Annotated in this window: 14 protein-coding genes; 10 read left to right on the forward strand and 4 right to left on the reverse strand. The window is 60.7% G+C overall.

Translation table 11 applies throughout. The features are described 5' to 3' along the window. Nucleotides 1–282: 282 nt before the first annotated feature. The gene (locus OKA11_RS22980; RefSeq protein ID WP_267224716.1) at nt 283–1,623 is read right to left on the reverse strand and encodes an anti-phage deoxyguanosine triphosphatase; all 1,341 of its coding nucleotides are present in this window, start codon (nt 1,621–1,623) and stop codon (nt 283–285) included. Nucleotides 1,624–1,954: 331 nt separating this feature from the next. Here OKA11_RS22980 and OKA11_RS22985 point away from each other — a divergent pair, with 331 nt between their 5' ends. The 8 genes from OKA11_RS22985 (at nt 1,955) to OKA11_RS23020 (ending at nt 12,786) form a co-directional block, all read left to right on the forward strand. Next, complete coding sequence (locus tag OKA11_RS22985) at nt 1,955–3,154, forward strand: AAA family ATPase (RefSeq protein WP_267224718.1); 1,200 nt, start codon at nt 1,955–1,957, stop codon at nt 3,152–3,154. Beyond that, nucleotides 3,151–4,167, forward strand: coding sequence for a ParB/RepB/Spo0J family partition protein (locus tag OKA11_RS22990; RefSeq protein WP_379489372.1), 1,017 nt, complete (start codon nt 3,151–3,153; stop codon nt 4,165–4,167). The genes OKA11_RS22985 and OKA11_RS22990 overlap by 4 nt, the downstream gene beginning before the upstream one ends. Before the next feature lie 162 nt (nt 4,168–4,329). Next, nucleotides 4,330–5,619, forward strand: coding sequence for a replication initiator protein A (locus OKA11_RS22995; protein ID WP_267224745.1), 1,290 nt, complete (start codon nt 4,330–4,332; stop codon nt 5,617–5,619). Between the two features lie 2,414 nt (nt 5,620–8,033). After that, nucleotides 8,034–8,315 (forward strand): type II toxin-antitoxin system Phd/YefM family antitoxin, encoded by a 282-nt coding sequence (locus tag OKA11_RS23000; protein ID WP_267224722.1) that lies wholly within the window; start codon nt 8,034–8,036, stop codon nt 8,313–8,315. After that, nucleotides 8,308–8,649, forward strand: coding sequence for a type II toxin-antitoxin system RelE/ParE family toxin (locus OKA11_RS23005; protein WP_267224724.1), 342 nt, complete (start codon nt 8,308–8,310; stop codon nt 8,647–8,649). Before OKA11_RS23000 ends, OKA11_RS23005 begins: the two co-directional genes overlap by 8 nt. 166 nt (nt 8,650–8,815) lie before the next feature. Continuing rightward, a complete protein-coding gene (locus OKA11_RS23010; protein ID WP_446686313.1) occupies nt 8,816–9,148 on the forward strand; it encodes a GFA family protein in 333 nt (110 codons plus the stop codon). 1,824 nt (nt 9,149–10,972) lie between these two features. Beyond that, on the forward strand, nt 10,973–11,575 hold the full coding sequence (locus OKA11_RS23015; RefSeq protein WP_267224730.1) for a helix-turn-helix domain-containing protein: 603 nt from the start codon (nt 10,973–10,975) through the stop codon (nt 11,573–11,575). Then, entirely contained in the window at nt 11,572–12,786 is a 1,215-nt protein-coding gene (locus OKA11_RS23020; RefSeq protein ID WP_267224732.1) for a type II toxin-antitoxin system HipA family toxin, read from the forward strand. The genes OKA11_RS23015 and OKA11_RS23020 overlap by 4 nt, the downstream gene beginning before the upstream one ends. 297 nt (nt 12,787–13,083) lie before the next feature. Here the strand turns inward: OKA11_RS23020 and OKA11_RS23025 are convergent, their stop codons facing one another. Further along, the gene (locus tag OKA11_RS23025) at nt 13,084–14,028 is read right to left on the reverse strand and encodes a hypothetical protein (RefSeq protein WP_267224734.1); all 945 of its coding nucleotides are present in this window, start codon (nt 14,026–14,028) and stop codon (nt 13,084–13,086) included. Between the two features lie 285 nt (nt 14,029–14,313). Between OKA11_RS23025 and OKA11_RS23030 the strand changes: the two genes are divergently transcribed. Next, entirely contained in the window at nt 14,314–15,444 is a 1,131-nt protein-coding gene (locus OKA11_RS23030) for a tyrosine-type recombinase/integrase (RefSeq protein WP_379489373.1), read from the forward strand. A 153-nt stretch (nt 15,445–15,597) separates the two neighbouring features. Here the strand turns inward: OKA11_RS23030 and OKA11_RS23035 are convergent, their stop codons facing one another. Further along, entirely contained in the window at nt 15,598–15,909 is a 312-nt protein-coding gene (locus tag OKA11_RS23035) for a GIY-YIG nuclease family protein (RefSeq protein ID WP_017503794.1), read from the reverse strand. Nucleotides 15,910–16,382: 473 nt separating this feature from the next. Here OKA11_RS23035 and OKA11_RS23040 point away from each other — a divergent pair, with 473 nt between their 5' ends. Continuing rightward, entirely contained in the window at nt 16,383–17,417 is a 1,035-nt protein-coding gene (locus tag OKA11_RS23040) for an IS110 family RNA-guided transposase (protein ID WP_010338606.1), read from the forward strand. A 289-nt stretch (nt 17,418–17,706) separates the two neighbouring features. On the opposite strand, the gene OKA11_RS23045 is transcribed toward OKA11_RS23040, so the two are convergent. Further along, nucleotides 17,707–19,232 (reverse strand): Tn3 family transposase (locus OKA11_RS23045; RefSeq protein WP_267224742.1); only part of this gene is annotated, 1,526 nt, incomplete at its 5' end.

Consider the following 19,232-nt stretch of genomic DNA (forward strand, 5'->3'; position numbering starts at 1 on the left):
CAGCGTGCGCGCTCCGACAGGAAAAGCGGAACGTCCGCACCTGGGAACGCGAAATCGGCGGCTGAGCGTCCGGGAAGGGTCGATAGCAGTAGCAACCGTGGAAGGCGCCGGTCGCGGACAATTAGAGTGATGATCCGCTCGGGATCTGTTCCCGACACGGACGGGCGAAAGCTGACACTTACCGCCTCGTTTCGGTACCCTAAGCTACCGCAGCGGGGAGCCCCTGCCCCGGCCCGAATTTCCGATGCCCACGCGGCCTTGAGACGAGATCGCGGGGGTAGGTCAAAGCTGATCGAAAATCGACCCCATTCGGGGGCTGAACAACCGTTCGTACGCTTTGAGCAATGCGCCATCGGTCATGCTCGCAATGTAGTCGCAGATGACCCTGGGAACATCTTCGCCGCGCTGAACCCGCGGTAGCTGGTCTGTCGGCAGCAGCAGTTCGGGCTCAGAGGCGAGCGCTTCGAACACCGAGACCACCATCTTTTGGCCCTTGAACTCGAGCTGCTGAACGCCGGCGCTTTGAATGACAGCGCGGTAGACTGCCTCCTTGAGCGCGCCGAGAAACGCCTTGGGTCCCTCCTGCATCCCCGCCCGATACCGGATCATGGGGTCCTCTAACTCTTCGTGGGTCTCGATCTCGCAATGGGTGATCAAGTGCCCGACCATCCGTCCAATGCAGCGCTTGCGTTCGCCGCCCTCGCTGAACAGCATTGCGATCAATCGCTCGTAGACGTTGTTTTCGGATTCCTGCGGGTACTTCTGCTTGAGGTAGGAGAGGAACGAGGCGCAGCTCTCTTCGGGAACCAGCGTCCGGAAAGCCGCCTCGTCCACGAGGCGAAGCGCCAGCGCATCCTCGAGGTCATGAACGCCGAAGGCGATATCGTCGGCAACGTCCATGATGCTGCAGTCGAACGATTTATGGACGGACTTGTGATGCTTGCCGCTCTGAGTCCGAAGCGCGGTGAACTTTTCGCGATCGGCGCTGGAAAGGGGTTCGAGCACCCATTGAACCACATCGCGTTCGGTATCGAGGTAGCATTTGGGCGGCTTGGAAACCGCGCGGTCGATAATGCTGATCGCCGTGGTCTTGCCGTTGAGCCGCGGTGGACAGGCGGGATTGTATGCCTGCGAATAAGGCACCGGGTACTTCATTACGCCAAGCAAGGTTCGCCGCATGAGATTGGCCCCCGCGCCGGCGGAAAACTGTTCCAAACGTGAGAGTATGCGCAGTGTCTGGCCGTTGCCCTCGAAGCCGCCCGCCTCGCGCATGCAGTAATTGAGCGCCACTTCGCCGCCATGGCCGAACGGTGGATGCCCCAAGTCATGAGTATTGCCGATCGCCTGCAGAAGACTGTGCTCGGGCAGATGGGGGATCGCGGGATGCTCGGGAAAATCCTTGCGGAACTGGCGGGCAACACCGCCGGCGATCTGTGCAACTTCAAGCGAATGGGTAAGCCGGGTCCGGTAGAAGTCGCTGTCCCCGAGATTCAGGATCTGCGTCTTGCCTTGCAGGCGCCGGAACGATGCCGAATGGATGACGCGCGAATAATCGATATCCGCTTCATCCCGGGCGTCGCTGTTTTGAGCCTGCCAGCTTTCCTGTCTTGCGTACCAACTCATCTGCGACTTCGCTCTCCTGCACGGCCTCATTCGTTGCCGGCGACCGCGGGCAGCCTAGTCACCGCGAGGTGGTGTAGAAAACCTCGCGCGCCCGGTTTTTCCGCATTTCAGTGGCTTCGCAACGCTTTCGCGCAGGAAGCAAATCGGTCAATGGCGGCCGGAGTTCGTAAGCTAAGCCGCGATGACACCCCCAGTTCGCATCACGGCCGTAAAATCTGGAGCCGTTCGGCTCCGGGACCGAAGATTGGAACAGGTTTGACTTTCAGGCTTGATTCTGCTCTCTAAATACGAACCGAAACAGCCAAGCTGATTCACAGGGAGCCAAGAGCCGATGTCGTACACCGTCAACACGCTGCGCGCGATAACGCGTACGTGCGAAGAGATGAGCGATCGGGTCAAGAAAATCGTCTTCAATCCAGAGGACCGCAAGGTTCTCGACATGACGTTCGGACCGGGCGTCGCCGCCGAATTGGTTGGCCGCACGCCCGAGGCGCTGGCCAAGGCCGAGAAAGAAGGCCGACTGGCCGCTCCCAAGCAGTTGGCGAACGGCCGCCGCTTCTACACGCTTGAGGACCTGACCCAGATCCGCGAGGCCCTGGGCATCCATCCGGGCAAGTCCGCAGATGAGGACGCAGTCGTCATTGCGGTTCAGAACTTCAAGGGCGGCGTCGGCAAGTCGACGATCACCAAGCATTTCGCCGACTACCTCGCACTGCACGGCTACAAGGTCCTGGTGATCGACTGCGATCCGCAGGCATCGACGACCACGATGTTCGATATCAAGCCGGAAACCCTGTTCGACGAGGAAGAGACGCTCGGCAATTTCCTCTCGCCGCGCAGCAACTTCGACGATTTTCCCGCATCCATCCACGAGACCGCGTGGCCGACGATCAAGATCATTCCCTCGAGCCTTGGTCTTCAGGATGCCGAATGGGATCTGACCGCGACCCTGCGAGAAGGCGGTCAAGCCGTGCGCGAGGGTCTCCAGCGGCTCCGCATCGGCATCGAAAGCGTGATCAAGGACTTTGACGTCATCCTGCTCGATCCGCCGCCAGCAATGGGCTTCCTCGGCCTCAACGTGATGGCCGCGGCAACCGGGCTTCTGGTGCCCGTGCCGGCACGCCAGCTCGACTACCTCTCGACCATCCACTTCATGAACACCATCGCGGAGAACATCGAAGTGCTCGAGGCCAACGACACCCCTGTCGACTACGGCTTCATTCGGGTGGTCTGCTCGACCTACACGCCCAGCAAGCCGGGCGAGAACGATATGTGGAAGATGATGCAGGCGACCTACGGCACCTATCTGCTCAGCCAACCCATCCTGGCCTCCGAGGAAATCAAGAACGCCACCCAGGCGTTCCGATCGGTCTACGAGAGCAAGCCTTCCGCCTCGCACGCGACCTACAATCGCTGCCGGGAGAACCTGGATGCCGTATTCAACGAGGTTGTCCAGCAGATGCGCCAGCAGTGGCCATCGACCAGCCTCGCCGGGCGCGCGGCTGACGCTCTTGCGAGTGCTGCAGCATGAGCCGGCGGTCAATGATTGGCGAAGCGCTCGCGGCAGGCCCTGCCGAACCGATCGTCGTCGCCGACGAAGCGCCCCCCGCCGAGCCCCGCACGAATTTCACGAGCAAGCGCCTCGACGCGTTCGGCGAAGCCGCGCGCATGGTGAAGAAGCCGTCGATCCGGCTCAAGCCTTCCGAATGCTCGATCTGGCCCGGGAACGCGCGCGATTACGCGATGTTGTCGGAAGTTCGCGTGCGCTCGCTCATCGACTCCCTGCAGGCGGAGAACGGCAATCGCATTCCGGTGGTCGTTCGCCGATCGCCCAAGGGCGCGGAACACCCGTATGAGCTGATCACCGGGACCCGGCGTCACTGGGCCGTCAGCTGGCTCAATGCCAACCACTATCCCGACATCGAACTTGTCGCGATCATCGAGGACATCGATGACGAGGCAGCGTTCCGGCTTGCCGACATCGAGAACCGCGAGCGCGAGGATATTTCGGACCTTGAGCGCGGCCTCAACTACAAGGCTGCGGTCGACGCTTATTACGACGGCGTCCAGGCCAAGATGGCAGATCGCGTCAAGCTCTCGAAGTCCAGCCTTGCCCGGTACATCGGCCTGACCGAGATCCCGCAGTCCATTATCAGCGCTTTCAACTCGCCGATGGATCTCCACGTCCGGTACGGCGACAAGCTCCTCCCGCTCGTTCGCAATCCAGCAAGCCTTGCGAAGATGGAAGAAGCCGCTGTCCATATCGCAAACGAGCAGAGCTTCCGGCAATCCGGTGACGAGGAACCGATAGCGGGCGCCGAAGTCGTCGCCCGTTTGGTCAAGGCGACGACCACGTCCAGTCGCGGCCGATCACAGAAGACGCTGATCGAGGCCGGCGGCACGCGGATCGGACAGGTCGATCAGGACCGGGGCCGCGGTCTCACCTTGACGCTGACGCCCAGCGAACTGTCGACGGACGAGATCCTCGAGGCGCTCCGGCCACTGATCGACAATGCCAAGATCAATCGCAAGCAGGGTCGCTGAGACCCGTGCCTTTGCAACTCTGTGAAACTGCATTTTTATACGTATTTTCAATAACTTAAACCATATGTCCCACGCGTGGGACGCGTTCGAGATGGATGGGTTTGCAGTGTGACTTCTGATGCGTCACCGGCCGCCGCAGGCGGCCGGAAAGTCCAGTTCGAGATGTTCTTCACGCTGCCCGACTTCAGCGACATCTCGCTGCGCGACTATCAGGAAACCATGCAGCGCCCCTTCTTCAGCCTGGCGAAGAAGAAGCGCATCAAGCCCATCGATTACCTGAGCCCGGACAAGACCGTTCACGTCCATGTCTCCGCCAACCCCGAGTACGGCATGGCGACGATCTGGGACGCGGACATCATGATCTATCTGGCGTCACACCTGAACGAACTGCGCGAGCGCGGCGACAACGATCTCTCGCCCACTATCCGCCTTCAGCCCGGTGACCTATTGCGGCGCATTTGCTGGGGTGTCAGCGGACGTGCCTACGAGCGCCTGATCGCTGCGCTCGATCGCCTCCAGGCGACCACGATCAAGACCAACATCCGCGCGAACTCCAAGACGCGCGAGACGACGTTCTCGTGGATCGATAGCTATACGCACCTCGTCGACGAGAAGACCCAGCGCTCCCTCGGGATGGAGATCACCCTCTCCAAGTGGTTCTTCGAAGGCGTGATGGACAAGCGGAACGTCCTTGCCATCTCGCCGCTCTATTTCGAAATCACCAGCGGTCTTGGCAAGTGGCTCTACCGCGCAAGCCGGAAGCACGCCGGCGGCAATGGCGCCGAGGGATTCACGATCGGTTTCGAAACCCTGCACCAGAAGAGCGGCAGCGAAAGCTCCCTCCCCTCGTTCAAGAACAAGATCCTGGAACTGGCGCGCGCGAACAACCTTCCCGAGATCGATCTTGAAGTGATCGGTGCCGAAACGCCGCGCCCCAAGCTCAAGATGGTCATGAGGAAGTACCTGGAAGCGCGAACGGCAAACGACGCCAAGGCCCCTCCCCTGCCCTCGCCCCAGCGTGCGACGCCTTCTTCTTCACAAGCATCATCTCCAGCCCCTTCTCCTGCAAAGCCGGCGCCGAGGATCGCCTCCGTCTCGGCCGAGGAATTCGTCGATCCCCGCCTCACACGCGGGCTTCTGACGCGTACGGCGGCAAGCCTGAAGTTCGAAGACACCAATCCGGCCGATCCGCATGCCCAGGTCTATGCCGAGGCTGCCAGGCAAGCACCGCAGCCGCCGCGCGGCAGCCGGGCCCAGGACATCCTCGATCGCGAAATCTACCAGGCTATTCGCGAGGAATGCCCCGGTTGGGATCTCGACGTTCTCATGAAGACGTTCGACCAATTCCTCGGCGCCAATCCGACGGAGCTGCCCCGCAACTACTCCAAGCGCTTCTACGGCTTCGTGAAGAAGCACCACGAGCGCAACAAGTACCAACTACCCGGTTTCTGACCTCGCCGGCGAGCTCCTCGGTTCGCCCGCCTGCCCTCCCCGCGCATTTTCACCGGCTCGCTTGGAGCCCCTGCCCGCTCGAAACGCAAAGGCTCGATTAGCGGCGCTCGATCTCGCGATCGACGCCTGCTTCAGCGAGCGCCAATGGCGAGCGCGGGTTGCCTCGCATTTACCGAGCGTCCGTCGTCGAGGGCTTCTGCCAGGAGTGTGTTCTTGGCGAGTCCATATACGGTCGGCCGGGGTTACCTACCGGACCCGAGGCTTCCGCATGGCAAAGCGCCCATCCCCCAGAGAGCAACCGCCCTCCCCCAACCTGTCCATCGAACTCAGCTCGCCTCGCATCGCGAAATCCGGCGAACGGCGCCCGCTCATGTCGCGCCCCTGACGTTGCGCCGCTCGGCCCCCTTCCCCCGAAACGCGCCCGCGCCGGAAGTGCGGTCACATCGGATTGCCATCCCCACAGCGGATCGAGCCATGGCCATCAGCGGATAGACGTGTCGTCCATGCCGGTTGGGTTCATTCCTTCCTCGCCCCCTCGGACAGCAATCGCATCCGGCCGAATGAAATGACAGGTCGCCATGGTGCTGCCGATAAGCAAGCGTTGGTGGCAGAGGCCAGGCAGACGGGCGAGGGCGCCAAGTCCTCACGGCCAAATTCGCCAAAAAGGTAGGGCAGAGGATCGGCAACTGCCTGCGTCAAAAGCCTGGCCCCACGAGGCGCGATCATTGATCGGCGTTCTGCGCGCGCAGTCTGGCAATACCTCGCGCTCAACGTGTTTTCGAAAATCACGTGAAATGGAATCCCGCCAGGCAACCGGCATCACGTTTCGGCTGATGTCCGCGTCGTCGCCTTTCCGTCGAGCGTGATTCCAAAAACACGTCGATCAGCAGGTGAGCCCGCGCTTGTCACAAGGTTTCCGTGGCGCACCAGAAGTTTGTGCACTTGCCCGATGCCGAGTACAGGGCATCAGAGACGCGCGCGGAGGGAAGGGGGCAGAATTTCTGTCGCAGACGCCAAAGGCCGAAATCGACATTCCCGAAAGCACGTTGAGCCAATGACGAGAGATTCCCGAAAACACGTTCGGGACGAACATCTCAGCGATGCGGAGCGCGTCGCAAAAGTCGATGACGTGCGCGATAAACTCCCGCAAATAGGGCGCGCGCCGCACGGTTATCTAGAGGAGCGTGAAAGACGGGGATTTCGGTTATCCACACCCGCCAGAACGGCCAACGTGGTATCAGAGCCCGTTTCGCGTGTTATCAGAATCTGCCGGGCGTGTTATCGGATCGATAGCCCCGTGTTATCAGATTCTGTCCACAGGCGGCGACTCGCCGAAACCTCTGGCATTCTGGCCGCTCTCGGCACCCCTTAACTCTCTAACTTAAAGATATAACCCCATTAACCGCACGCCTGCGGCGGATCTTTGAGATTGATTTAAGGGAGAAGGGGAGGGGAGGCCGACCGGGGCCACCCGCCTAGTCTGGAACCAAGCCCCACAATCGGCCTATAGCGCCAAGCCCACGATCCCTGGATGCCAACACTCGGCCCATTCCGCCCGCCGATCCAATCGCATCCTCCGCCCAAGCTCCTGAGCCCACCGCGGCGTCAGAACCCGTCCCCGCCTGACGCCAGGCTAGCGAATAAAACGGAAATCTCCCCCCACCACACTCCGCGTTCCCCTATTCCGCGGATCGCGCACAGCTCGGCCAGCACGCCATCCGGCCCCTAAGCTACGGGGCGGGAATTCAACAACGCAAACGTCCGCCTTCGTGGCGATTGCCGGAAGCCGGAGACAGGTTCAGACTCCACGCACTGGATTATGGCCGCCGAATGGCGCACGACGGAACTGCCACGCACGGGCAGGGCTCCCGAATTGGGCGGTACCGGTCACCGTTTCCGCGAGGGCATCGAAAGCGAACCCCATCGGTTTCCCAATCTTGCCCAATGGCCAATTCACGCGAACGAGCGCAAACGTGAGGACAGCTTTCGAAGCCGATACCCCGCTTCGACGACGACAATCGCGTGAAAGGTTCAGGTCGCGATCACATACGTTCGGCATCGACGGACAAAATCGACGTCAAAATTGGAACAAATCAAGAAATAGCCGAAATTTGCCCTCAGAAGCTCGCTAAGGTCCATCACGCCTCTCAATGAGGCGATGTTCACCCAAGCCTTGTATCGGCTCTCAGCGGGCGCCTGAGGGGACCAATTTTTGAGGCAAGTTTGCCAGCAAGCTTGCATCCCTGGCACTCCGTTTCGGGTCTGGGGGCGCTCCAGTGTGATTTCAGGCATCACGACGCCCATGAGGAGACGGCCACGCCAAAGTCTCTTTCGCGCTGAAAATCTCGGCGCTTGAAAGAGATTTCCTTAAAGACTAAATTAGGACCGAATTTAGTCCTGCAAGGTGATCGCCTATGCGCCTCTCAACGCAAGTCCGACCCATCAGTTATCTCAAGGCCAACGCGGCTGAGGTGCTGTCCGATATTGCCGATTCACGCCAGCCCATGGTGATCACGCAGAACGGGGAAGCGAAGGCGGTGCTCCAGGACGTCGCCTCTTTCGAGCGGGCGCAGGAAACACTGGCACTGCTGAAACTGCTCGCCATGGGGCAGCAGGATGTCGATGCAGGACGCACCAAGCCGGCGCGCGCGGTAGCCGAGCGCCTTCGAGCCAAAGCAAAGCGTCTAAATGACTGACGTGGTCTATAGCGTTGAACTCACCCAGGGCGCCGAAGACGATCTCGAAGAAATCCATGACTATCTGGCAGGATTGCAAGGCGCGGACGAAGCAGACGCCTTGTTAGATCAATTTTTAGCCACGATCGAAACCTTGGAGCGTTTTCCTGAGCGGGGAGGTGTTCCAAAGGAACTGGTGGAGCTCGGCCTGCGTGAATTTCGCCAGGTGCTACTTGGGCATTTTCGAGTCATCTATCGCGTAATGGGAGATCGCGTCGTCATTCTGGTGATTGCCGATGGTCGGCGTGACATGTTGACGTTGCTGGAACGCCGCCTCCTTGGGCGTCCGCATTGATTGCCAACAAACGCGCCGCGTTATGCAAGGCTGTCGAATTGCAAAAACCCGCTGGTTAGTGCGGGTTTCAGCGGGTCGTCCCACGCGTGGGACAAGCCCTCGCGAAACGCATAGCGTTCATTGCGCCGTCGTTGCCGCTTCCCCATACCGGGATTGAGAGTATGGCATGAACGCTCATGGAAGCTGCCACTGCGGCAACGTACAGATGGAACTCTCGCGCGCACCTGAATGGGTCGCAGATTGCAACTGTTCGCTCTGTCGCCGGCTTGCATGGAGGGTTGCCTACTACCCTCCCGCCGACGTGCACATTTCCGGTGAGACGACGGCCTACATCTGGGGGGACCGGATGATCGGTATCCATCATTGCCCGGTTTGTGGCTGCGGCACGCACTGGCAAACGCTCGGAGGGGACTTCGGCAAGATGGGCATCAACGCGCGCTTGTTGGATGGCTTTGACGAGAGCGCCATAGAGGTGCGCAAGATTGATAATCGCACGTAAGGTGATCCGGCAGTCGCGACGGTCTGGCTGACGACGATCACCCATTCACTTGTACCTGGCGCCTCCTGCCAGATTGATGGCGGGGTGATGGCTGTCGCCCATCATGGGGGTCAGCATTAGATTGGCCTTGCTGATCCTCACGGATCGTCGGGCCATTTCCGTCAGATGGGGCCCCAATACGAGGGGCAAGCGACCTCCTTATGCCATGCGATTCGGGCTTGGACTTTACGGGGTGCAACTGCGGGAAAGCTAATGGCCCTCTTGGTGGCCAATGCTTCGTCAACCAGGTGAAATGATCGGTCGGTGAGGGGCGCTTCGAGGGCGGGGCCGGCTAAATTGCCGGTCTTCGCCCAATTCGATGGATGGGGAAGGTCCGACGCTTTTCTGCAGAGGACTGAATTGTCTTTAAGTCTCGAGAAGACGGTGCATGGAGTTCAAATCCTCGTGAACCCGATTTGGCGGGCGGTCATCATTGGAACTCGGGCCAGCCAAGTTCATGACTTCAGCGCATCACGAAGCAAATGCGGGCGAGCCGTAGTGCCGGCTCGGGGCGAGCGTTATCGCAGCCCAGGCTTGGCCGAGGTGTGGCAGTAAGGCGGCAAATAATACGGGAGGGCGACAATGGTAGTCTCACCAGCTGGCGGGCGGAACAACATCGCGAACAGGAGTTGCTACGGGATCGTTAAACGATCCTCTTCCGAGGTTCCTGCCGGTGTCGGGAACTGAGGGAGAGCAGGTTGCGGAAAACCTCTCGGTTCCAGAAGTATGGTGACGGGCTACCCGTTCCACAAACAGGTTAACGGGCATCAGCTCAACGCGGCCTTAGGGCGTGATCCGGAGAGATGGTCGATCGGCTCATGGTCGCTGTGATTTTCCACCGCGGGGAAGGGCGGTGTTCTCGGCGCTTCTCCATCTCGCATGAAAAACTGTGTGGGTAAGGCTTGGTGCCGGCATCTCGGTTATGGAGCGAGTGGTATCCCAAGTGGGCCAGGCGCACGTCATAGCGGCGCATCAGTGGCGTTGCCGGATAGGCGATGCATCATCCCCCTCCCAAGTTATCTGGTAGCTCACCAGCAGGTCAGGAACTCGCTCGTACCTTGGCGCTCTGTGAGTGCAACGCGCGCGCCGTCTCTCAGCACAAGCTAGATCAGGGCGATGATCGGCGGACTGATAATGAGTGGCGCAGTGCTCGTTCTCACATCGGGCTCTACGAGATTAGTTCGAGGGGAGCATGTCTCGTTCTCTGAGCTCTCTAACCGAGCGCCAGAGGGAAAGGGCGGAACAGCTCCCCGGCCTTGCGCGACCTATAATCGATCGGCGTCGCGGTCAGGGGCGGATGCAGGCCACTCGAGATGACTTGGCTATTGGTGTGGGTGCTCCCACCTGCCGCGGCAACAATTATGAAGCGGAGCTTTTCCAGGTCCTTTCGGAAGATCCAATCCAGCTTGTAGCGCTTCCGGATCGGACCGCGCACATATTAAAGACGCAATCTGAGAACGAAACGAGAATTGCTTCTAAAATCCGTTTTAAGGCATCGTGGAGTGCTTTCGTCGAGCGAATGATCATTTGCTCATTGAGGTGTGATTATTCGCCTCTAAGGCCAGTTTGGCGGGACCACTTTGCAGCGGGCAAATGGCGAGAAAAAATGCTTTTCTATCAAGCGCTCGCCCGCCGGGAGATAGTTCGGGCGCAAAATTTGGCGGGATGGCGCATTCTATATATCAGAGCATATACTAGGTTATGAATATCTGTCAGAATATATGTTATGGAGGATGCATATGCAAAAACAGATGAAACATGCAAAATATATGCTATAGCAGATTTATGAGCGCCGGAAACGAAGAGATTGCCGCGAGCCTTAAATCTGCCAGGCTTGCAATGGGACTGACCCAAAGGGAGCTGGGTCAACGGGTAGGAATGCCCCAAAGTCACATCTCGAAAATTGAAAAGGGTGCTTCCGACCTGCAAGTCTCCAGCCTGGTCGAGCTTAGCCGCGCGCTCGGTTTGGAAGTTACACTTGTTCCACGTAAGGCCGTGACTGCCGTCGAAGGTGTCTTGCGGAGTGTCGAAAGCGCAAACCGCGGAAGTCGGGCGGCAGAAGCCCTTGCCGGCCAGGCAAAGCTGGCCCAGCGTGTGGAGGCGCGTTTTCCTGATTTGAAGGAGGCGCGTGAACTCTACGATGCTGTCCTCGCATTGAAGGATCCGCGCGTGCATCGAGGCTACGTAGCCGAACAGCACGAAGCGGCCAGACTGGCACGATATATTCAAACCCGCCTGGACGGAGGAGCGACGGCTGACATGCTGAAAGCGAAGCTGAAATCGTTGACGAGCGTTCTCCTGCGCATCCGTAACGACCGAGACGAAAACGCGCTGGATAGCGGATCGCGCAAAACCCCGGCGCACCGACTCGATGAGGACGACGCATGATCAACGCCGCAGCTCTCGATGTCTTCCTGCATGATCGACGAGTTGGGTCGCTAGTTCGTTTAGACGGCGACAGAAGCATTTTCTCGTTCGACCGCGATTACGTTGCTGACGCCGCGCGGCCAACCCTGTCACTCGCGTACAAAGACTCCGTAGGAGGTTTGATCGATGAACCGCGCGCTTATCGTACGCAGATTGAGCCTTTCTTCTCGAACCTGCTCCCCGAAGGAGCGCTGAGGGATTTCCTGGCGCGCCGGGCGGGTGTGAAGGCAATTCGCGAGTTTCCGCTACTCGCGCAGCTCGGCGAGGATCTGCCCGGAGCTGTCAGGGTCGTGCCCGTCGACGGCCCCCTGCCTGCACCCCAACCCGTGTCAGACGAGCAAGCTGCAGAGGAGATCGCGCGAACAATGCGGTTCTCGCTCGCGGGTGTTCAATTAAAATTCTCAGGGATCCGGGCACGGGGCAAAAACGGAGGGCTGGCGATACCGGTCAGCGGCACCGGGGGGGATTGGATCGTGAAACTACCTTCCGCGCGTCATCCCGATGTTCCGGAAGCCGAGTTCGCCGCGATGACGCTTGCCGGGCAACTTGGGATAGAGGTGCCGGAGATCGATCTGTTGCCCCTTGAGGCCATTGAAGGGCTGCCGGAAGGCGTGCATCGGTATGGGCAGTCCGCCTATGCCATCAGGCGCTTCGATCGCAGTCTTGAGGGACCAGTGCACATTGAGGATTTCGCCCAGGTCTTTCACGTATACCCTGATGAAAAATACGAAAACGCAAGCTACCGCCAGCTGCTCGCCGTACTTGCAATCGAGACCGACGAGAGCAGCGTGGTGGAGTTCGTGCGGCGCCTCACGTATTGCGTTCTGATTGGAAATGGGGACATGCACCTCAAGAACTGGTCCCTCGTATACCCGGATCAGCGGCGGCCCATCCTTGGGCCTGCGTACGATCTCCTGTCGACAGTGGCGTACCTGCCTGAGGACGATTCCGCGCTCAAATTCCATCGGTCCAGAGGATGGGATTCGTTTACGTATGAGGAATTGGAAGCCATTGCCGACAAGGCGCGCCTGCCATCCCATCTAGTGGTCTCGACCGCACGTGAAACCATCGCACGTTTCGATGCTCTCTGGGATCAGGAAAGCCGTCATCTTCCTTTTCCGCGCGAAGTCGTTGCCGCCATAGAGGGGCATCGCAAGAGGCTCCCAGTCTGATCGAACTCGTGCGTTGGCGGCGATCATATTTTGGCTGCAAAGATCGGGGAAATCATCGCTCTTTGAAAGCGCTCGCCGGCGCTCAATGCTCGAAAATGGACGGTTTTCGGTTTCGGAAGAGACTTCAACGCCTGATGGGAAGATCGGCCAGAAAGTGGGTGCCGTCTGGAACGCGAGGTACCAGCAATCGCCGGTGATGGGCGTTCTTAACCTGATCTTTCAGTGGATTGTGATTTTCAACAGACCGTTGAAAATCACAATCCACTGAAAATGCATGTTGCTCGATATATCTGGGCTTCAGCATGGTCCAGCGGATACTGCCAATCGCAACGGCATAAAGGCAGAGACCTGAGCCTGCACTTTAACGGCGCCCTGCGGCGAGATCCCCAGCAGCCGGGCGATCGCCGGCACTCGCAGATCGGGATAGGCTAGTTGCAGTCGCGCGAGCAGGGGAGCCTTGCTGCGTTTGGTGACTTTGAGATTGGCGGGGATCCGCAGTAGCGCGCGCTCGAGCCGATCGAGTTCGGCGAGCCCTAAACGGACGGCATCGCGGGTTCGGGTCCGCAGGGCATCGGCCAGCGCGTGCGGATCTTCCGGTAGAAACCGCGGCAGGCCCGCGAGACAGGGCAGGGGACGCAAGGTCAGGCCGGCGGCGACATAGGCGCGGGGCAACAACGTGCCGAGGATCCAGATGGTGTCGAAACTGCGCGGATCGATGTCGAGGCGGCGGCCGTCGGCGGTGAGGACGCTGCGCCCGGCGCCGGCGTGCAGCCCGAGGTCCCGGTGCACGCCGATTAGCCGCTCGGCCAATGCTAGGAAACCGGGCGAGGGCAGGGGGGCGAGCAGCGATCGCTTCGCCTCGGCAAACACCGGCCCGAACCAGGCGAGATCCTGGGCGGCATAGAACTCTGCATCGGCGCGATCGTCGAGCAGCGTGCGCAGTACGCGCAGCGACGCTTCGGCCACCGGATCACCGGCGCTGTCCTCGGCCTGGAGCGCGAAGTGAAACAGCGCCGCGATCGACAGCGGATCGTTCAATCCTTCGCTGCGGCGCGGGGGCGGGCTGCGCCCGCCAATCCAGGCGAGCAGGCTGTCCTCGGTAATCGGCACGCCCGCCAGTTCGGCCAGCAAAACCGCGCCTTTCAGCCGCATTCGGGCGAGCCACAGGTCGGTGGCGGGGCTGGTTTGCAGCCGTCCGTCGAGCCGGCCGAGCAGCAGGTAGGTCTCGTTTTCGGCGTCCATCTGGGTGATGTAGCAGATCGCCGATCACAACCAAATAGCCATGTTGGTTATGCTCTTCGATAGTATCGAAATATGTACACGCGATAATTGCAGTTATCACAGAACCGAATTTGACGTCTCCTTATAAGAGCGGCTAGGACAGGCCCCGCGAGGGAGGCGGTCGAAATGGCGCAAAACGGGGAAAGCGAAGGACCAGGGCCGGGAGGCTTGACCGATCCGGCAGCCGCTGCCGTTCTGGAGGAGGCCTCGAGTCCGCTCCAAGGCTTGGGCTGGGCGGTTGTGAAGATGAAGGCTGAGGCCGGTATCGTGCTCGATGCCGCGCTCTTCGCCGCCTACGAGGCCGCGTCATCACCGCACTCGATCCGTGCCCTGACATCCGACCTCGAAGCCTTTGACCTGTGGTGCCGGCGCCAGGGGCTGGCCGCGCTCCCCGCCACGTCGTCGCAAGTCGCGGCCTATCTGCAGGCCAGGGCCGGGGAAGGGGCGAAGCCCGCCTCGCTTAGCCGGTACAAAGCCTCGCTCGCCAAGATCCACCAGTTGCTGGGGCTGGCCGATCCGACAAAGGCGGAACTGGTCAAGCTCACGCTCGCGGCGCACCGGCGCGCGGTCGGCTCCGTCCAGGCGCAGGCGCGTCCGCTGCGCTTCAAGGGGCCGGTCAAGGATGTAACCCGCGACACGGCGCGCGGGCTGAACGTGCGTGCCCTCCTGGGGGCCTCGGGCGAGGATCTCACGGGGCTACGCGACCGCGCGCTGCTCTCGGTTGCCTACGATACCGGCCTTCGCGCCAGCGAGCTCGTCGCGATCGAGATCGACCACATTCTCGAAGCGCTCGATCCCGAGGCGCGGCTGCTGGAAATCCCGCGCAGCAAGGGGGACAAGGACGGGGAGGGGGCAACGGCCTATCTCTCGCCGCGCTCGGTGCACGCGATCACGGCTTGGTGCAAGGCAGCAGGGATCGCGGAGGGGGCGTTGTTCCGCCGCGTTCAGGTGCGCCGCTACAAGGCGCGCGCGGCGGTGAAGCCGCGCCCGATCGAGACGATCTCGGGGCGCGAGACGTGGGATCTGGGAAAACTCAAGGGCAAGCCGGCGGTGCCAGCGCGGGTGGAATACACCGTGGGTGAAGCGGCGCTCCATCCCGGCTCGATCGGGCCGATCTGGCGCGCGATGGTGGTGCGCGCCTTCGATGCCGGTGCGCTGCCCGATCTTACCCGTGACGACATGGGGCGGGTGCTCAAAGGGATTTCGGCGCACTCGACCCGGGTGGGGCTCAACCAAGACTTGTTTGCAAGCGGAGAGGACCTGGCCGGGATCATGGATGCCCTGCGCTGGAAATCCCCGCGCATGCCGCTCGCCTACAACCGCAATCTTGCCGCCGAGCAGGGCGCGGCCGGCCGGCTCATGGCGAAGCTGCAATAAGGGGTCAGTTCCGGTAAGGGGCGAAATGACACCCTAAGCGCAATGGCTTAAAGGGGTGGGAAGCCGACCGTCTGGTTCGGATTTTAAAACACCCGTTGCCGATGCCAAATCCGCACCAAGATCTTCGTCATTCCCGCGAAGGCGGGAATCCAGTCAACGCAGCGCTTCGAAGCCAAAGTCGATGGCGAGATCGCGCCACTGTGGATTGCCTTCTTCGATCAACCTGAGCTTCCAGTCACGGTTCCATTTCTTGATCCGCTTCTCTCGCTGGATCGCGTGCTCCATTGTCGCGTGCATTTCGAACCACACCAGCAGTTTGGTTCCATAGCGGGCGCTGAAGCCATCGAAGTGTTCGCTGCGGTGCTGGGCGATGCGCTGGATCAGGTTCGAGGTGGTGCCGGTGTAAAGTGTGCCGTTTCGCGCCGAAGCGAGAACATAGACGGTGGGCGCGAAGGTCTCCTTCATTGCGACGTTGCTACTGGATTCCCGCCTTCGCGGGAATGACGAATCGAGTGAACAATCGGCAAGCCACCCGGGTTCAACGAACGTCCACTGTGGGGCGCTAGCTGCCATCACATAATTCTGTTGAGCGTCGATCAGATGTCGGTCAGATCCTCCGGGTAACGCCCGCCCCGCTGGCAGAAAAGTCGCCATGTGTCCTGTCCGCGCTCAGTGACAAGAATGCGAACAGGCCCATCCGATGAACGCACAAGGAGCCCAAGCCGGACGAGAGGGCCAATGGTTCGATCACCGATCACCTTTTCCCGGTTTCGCCCCGGGACTACCATTGCCCATCCCGGCGTTCCGCGTTCGGTAAGCGCGGGCTCCAGGTATCCATTAGAGGGCATAGCGTGAATGGTACGCTAAACGATGGAGTGGATGGCTCCCGCTCACCGGCTGAGGCAGACTGCCTCGGCTGAAGAGCGAGGAGACGGACGATGAGTGAGATTGTCACGATTGGGCTGGATATCGCGAAGTCGGTGTTCCAGGTCCATGGTGTAGACGCTGCGGGTCAGGTGGTTGTGACCCGGCAATTGAAGCGCGGACAGATGTTGAAGTTTTTCGCGGCATTGCCTCCGGTTCTGATCGGGATCGAAGCCTGCGGAACGGCGCATCACTGGGGTCGGCAGCTCCAGAACCTGGGCCACGACGTAAAACTCATCCCGCCGATCTACGTGAAACCTTACGTCAAGCGGCAGAAGAACGATGCCGCCGATGCCGAAGCGATTTGCGAGGCGGTGACGCGGCCGACAATGCGGTTCGTCGAAATCAAGTCAGTTGACCAGCAGGCTGGCGGCGTGCTGCACAAAACGCGGGCACTGCTGATCAAGCAGCGGACGATGATGTTCAATGCCGTGCGCAGCCATCTGGCCGAATTCGGTCTTGTGACGGGTACCGGCGTGGCGCAGGTGGTGCGCATGGTCGATCGGCTTGCGAAAGGGGACGAACTCGATCTTCCGGAACTGGCGCGCGAGACACTCGGCGTCTTAGCGCGCCACATTCAGGAATTGCAGGACAAGCTCACCGGGATCGATAAGCAGTTGACCCGCTGGCATTATCGCAACGACGTCAGCAACATCCTTGAAACCATCCCCGGCGTTGGTGTGATCACCGCCTCGGCGCTCGCATCGATGGTGACCAACGCGCAGAGCTTCAGGTCGGCCCGCCATTTCGCCGCCTGGCTTGGACTCGTGCCCCGGCAAAACTCGTCAGGTGGCAAGACCCGCCTGGGCAAGATTACCAAGGGCGGCAATCGCTACCTGCGACAATTGCTGGTCGTCGGTGCGACTTCAGTGCTGCGGCATGTCCGGGCGGGCAGCGTCAAAGGCTTTGAATGGGCCAAAGCCTTGCTTGATCGCCGTCCGCCCAAGGTCGTGGCCGTTGCTCTGGCCAACAAGATGGCGCGTATTGCATGGGTGGTGATGACGCGCGGCGTCGAGTATGAAAGAAAGGAATTGGCGATCGCAGCCTGATTGGCAGGCGATGGCAAAACAAGGTTGAGGTGTGAAGACCGACTGAAGGCAAGCCATTCGATCCACCGAGCTTCGGCAAACCTGCTTAGCGTACAGGACTTCGAGTCCGCGTAAACGATGAGGAGGCCAGGGCTGGCGGAATCCTTCAAGGCCAGCAGCCGTATAAAGGCTGCACATAAAGGCCGGACACGCGACTGCACTCGATATGGCATGTCAGAACGTCAGAAAATCGCACCGCAACGCGGGAGCCATCCACACGCAACGCTAAGAGCGAACAATAAGAGAACACTTAGGCGACGCGGCTATCCGGTGGCAGGTTAAGAGCCTTGCGGCCAGCGGAGGCGGCGGCGCGATCCCAGAGGAAATCGCCGGAGAAAGCAATATGCTCCCAGCCTACCGGAGACGTGTGGACAAGGAGATCATCAGGCACCGCGACCGAGGTTGACCGGAGATGCTGGGCGGCGGCATCCATGTAGATCGTATTCCAATAGACGATCGCCGCGATGACCAGATTGAGGCCGGATGCCCGATACTGCTGCGCCTCGTGGCTGCGGTCGATGATGCGGCCCTGGCGGAAAGTGTAGATCGCCTGCGTCAGGGCATGGCGCTGCTCGCTGTTGTTGAGGCCGGCATGGCATCGCCGGCGCAGATCAGGATTTTCCAGCCAGTCCAGCATGAACAGGGTCCGCTCGATCTTACCGATTTCTTGTAGCGCGACGTCGAGCTGGTTCTGCCGTTCGTAGGCGGCGAGCTTTCGCAGCATGACCGATGGCGCGACATGGCCGGCCTTGATCGAGCCGACGAGGCGCAGCACGTCGTCCCATTGTTCAGCGATGATGTCGGTGCGGATGCGCTTTCCCAACAGCGGGGTAATGGACGGATAGGCCGTGACCGGCGCCATCGGTGCGAGCCGCCTGTCGGGAAAGTCGCGCAGGCGCGGGCAAAAACGAAAACCCAGCATAGCGCACAAGGCGAAGACATGATCGGTCGCGCCGCCGGTATCGGTATAGTGCTCGACGATTCTCAGATCGGTGCCGTGGCTGGTGAGGCCGTCGAGAACATAGGGGGCCTCATGCGTCGCGGCCGAGATCACGTTGATGTGATAGGGTGCCCGCTGATCGGAAACATGGGTGTAGAAGCTGAAGCCATGATCGACGCCATAGCGCGCGTTGATGTCGCCGCCGGATGCGCCGCGCTTCGCGCCCCTGAAGAACTGCCCATCGGAACTGGAGGTTGTGCCGTCGCCCCATACGCGTGAGAATGGCAGGCGGTGGTGAGCGTTAATGAGGACGGCGAGCGCCGCGCGGTAGCTGTCATCGCGGATATAGGCGTCGTGGGTCCACAAAAGCTGGTCGCGTGTGACGCCCTGGCTCGCGGCAGCCATGCGCGACAAGCCGAGATTGGTGCCATCGGCGAGGATCGTGGCGAGCAACGCATTTTCATTGGGGCAAGCCTCGCCGGTGCGCAGGTTTGTGAACGCAGCGAGAAAGCCGGTTTCCTGCGCCACCTCATGCAGCAACTCGGTGATACGGATGCGTGGCATCATGGCATCGAGCCGGTCGGCCAGCGCTTCGGCGTCGGGCGTCGCAATCGTGCGAACAGGGGATATCTGGAGACGGTCGTCGCGGTATCGCACCCCCTCCAGTGCGTCGCGCTTCAGGCGCTGGGCAAATTTCTTCAGCCGCCAGTCCAGTTCGCGGCCCCGCTGTTCGAGCCATTCGTCGGCTATGGGTGGCAGGCCGAGGGCGGACACGACCGGCTTGGCCTTCGGTTCGCTGAGCAGGTAGCTGTCGAACCGGCGGTATCCTGCCGATG

The sequence above is a fragment of the Novosphingobium clariflavum genome (assembly GCF_026420865.1).
Taxonomy (GTDB): domain Bacteria; phylum Pseudomonadota; class Alphaproteobacteria; order Sphingomonadales; family Sphingomonadaceae; genus Novosphingobium; species Novosphingobium clariflavum.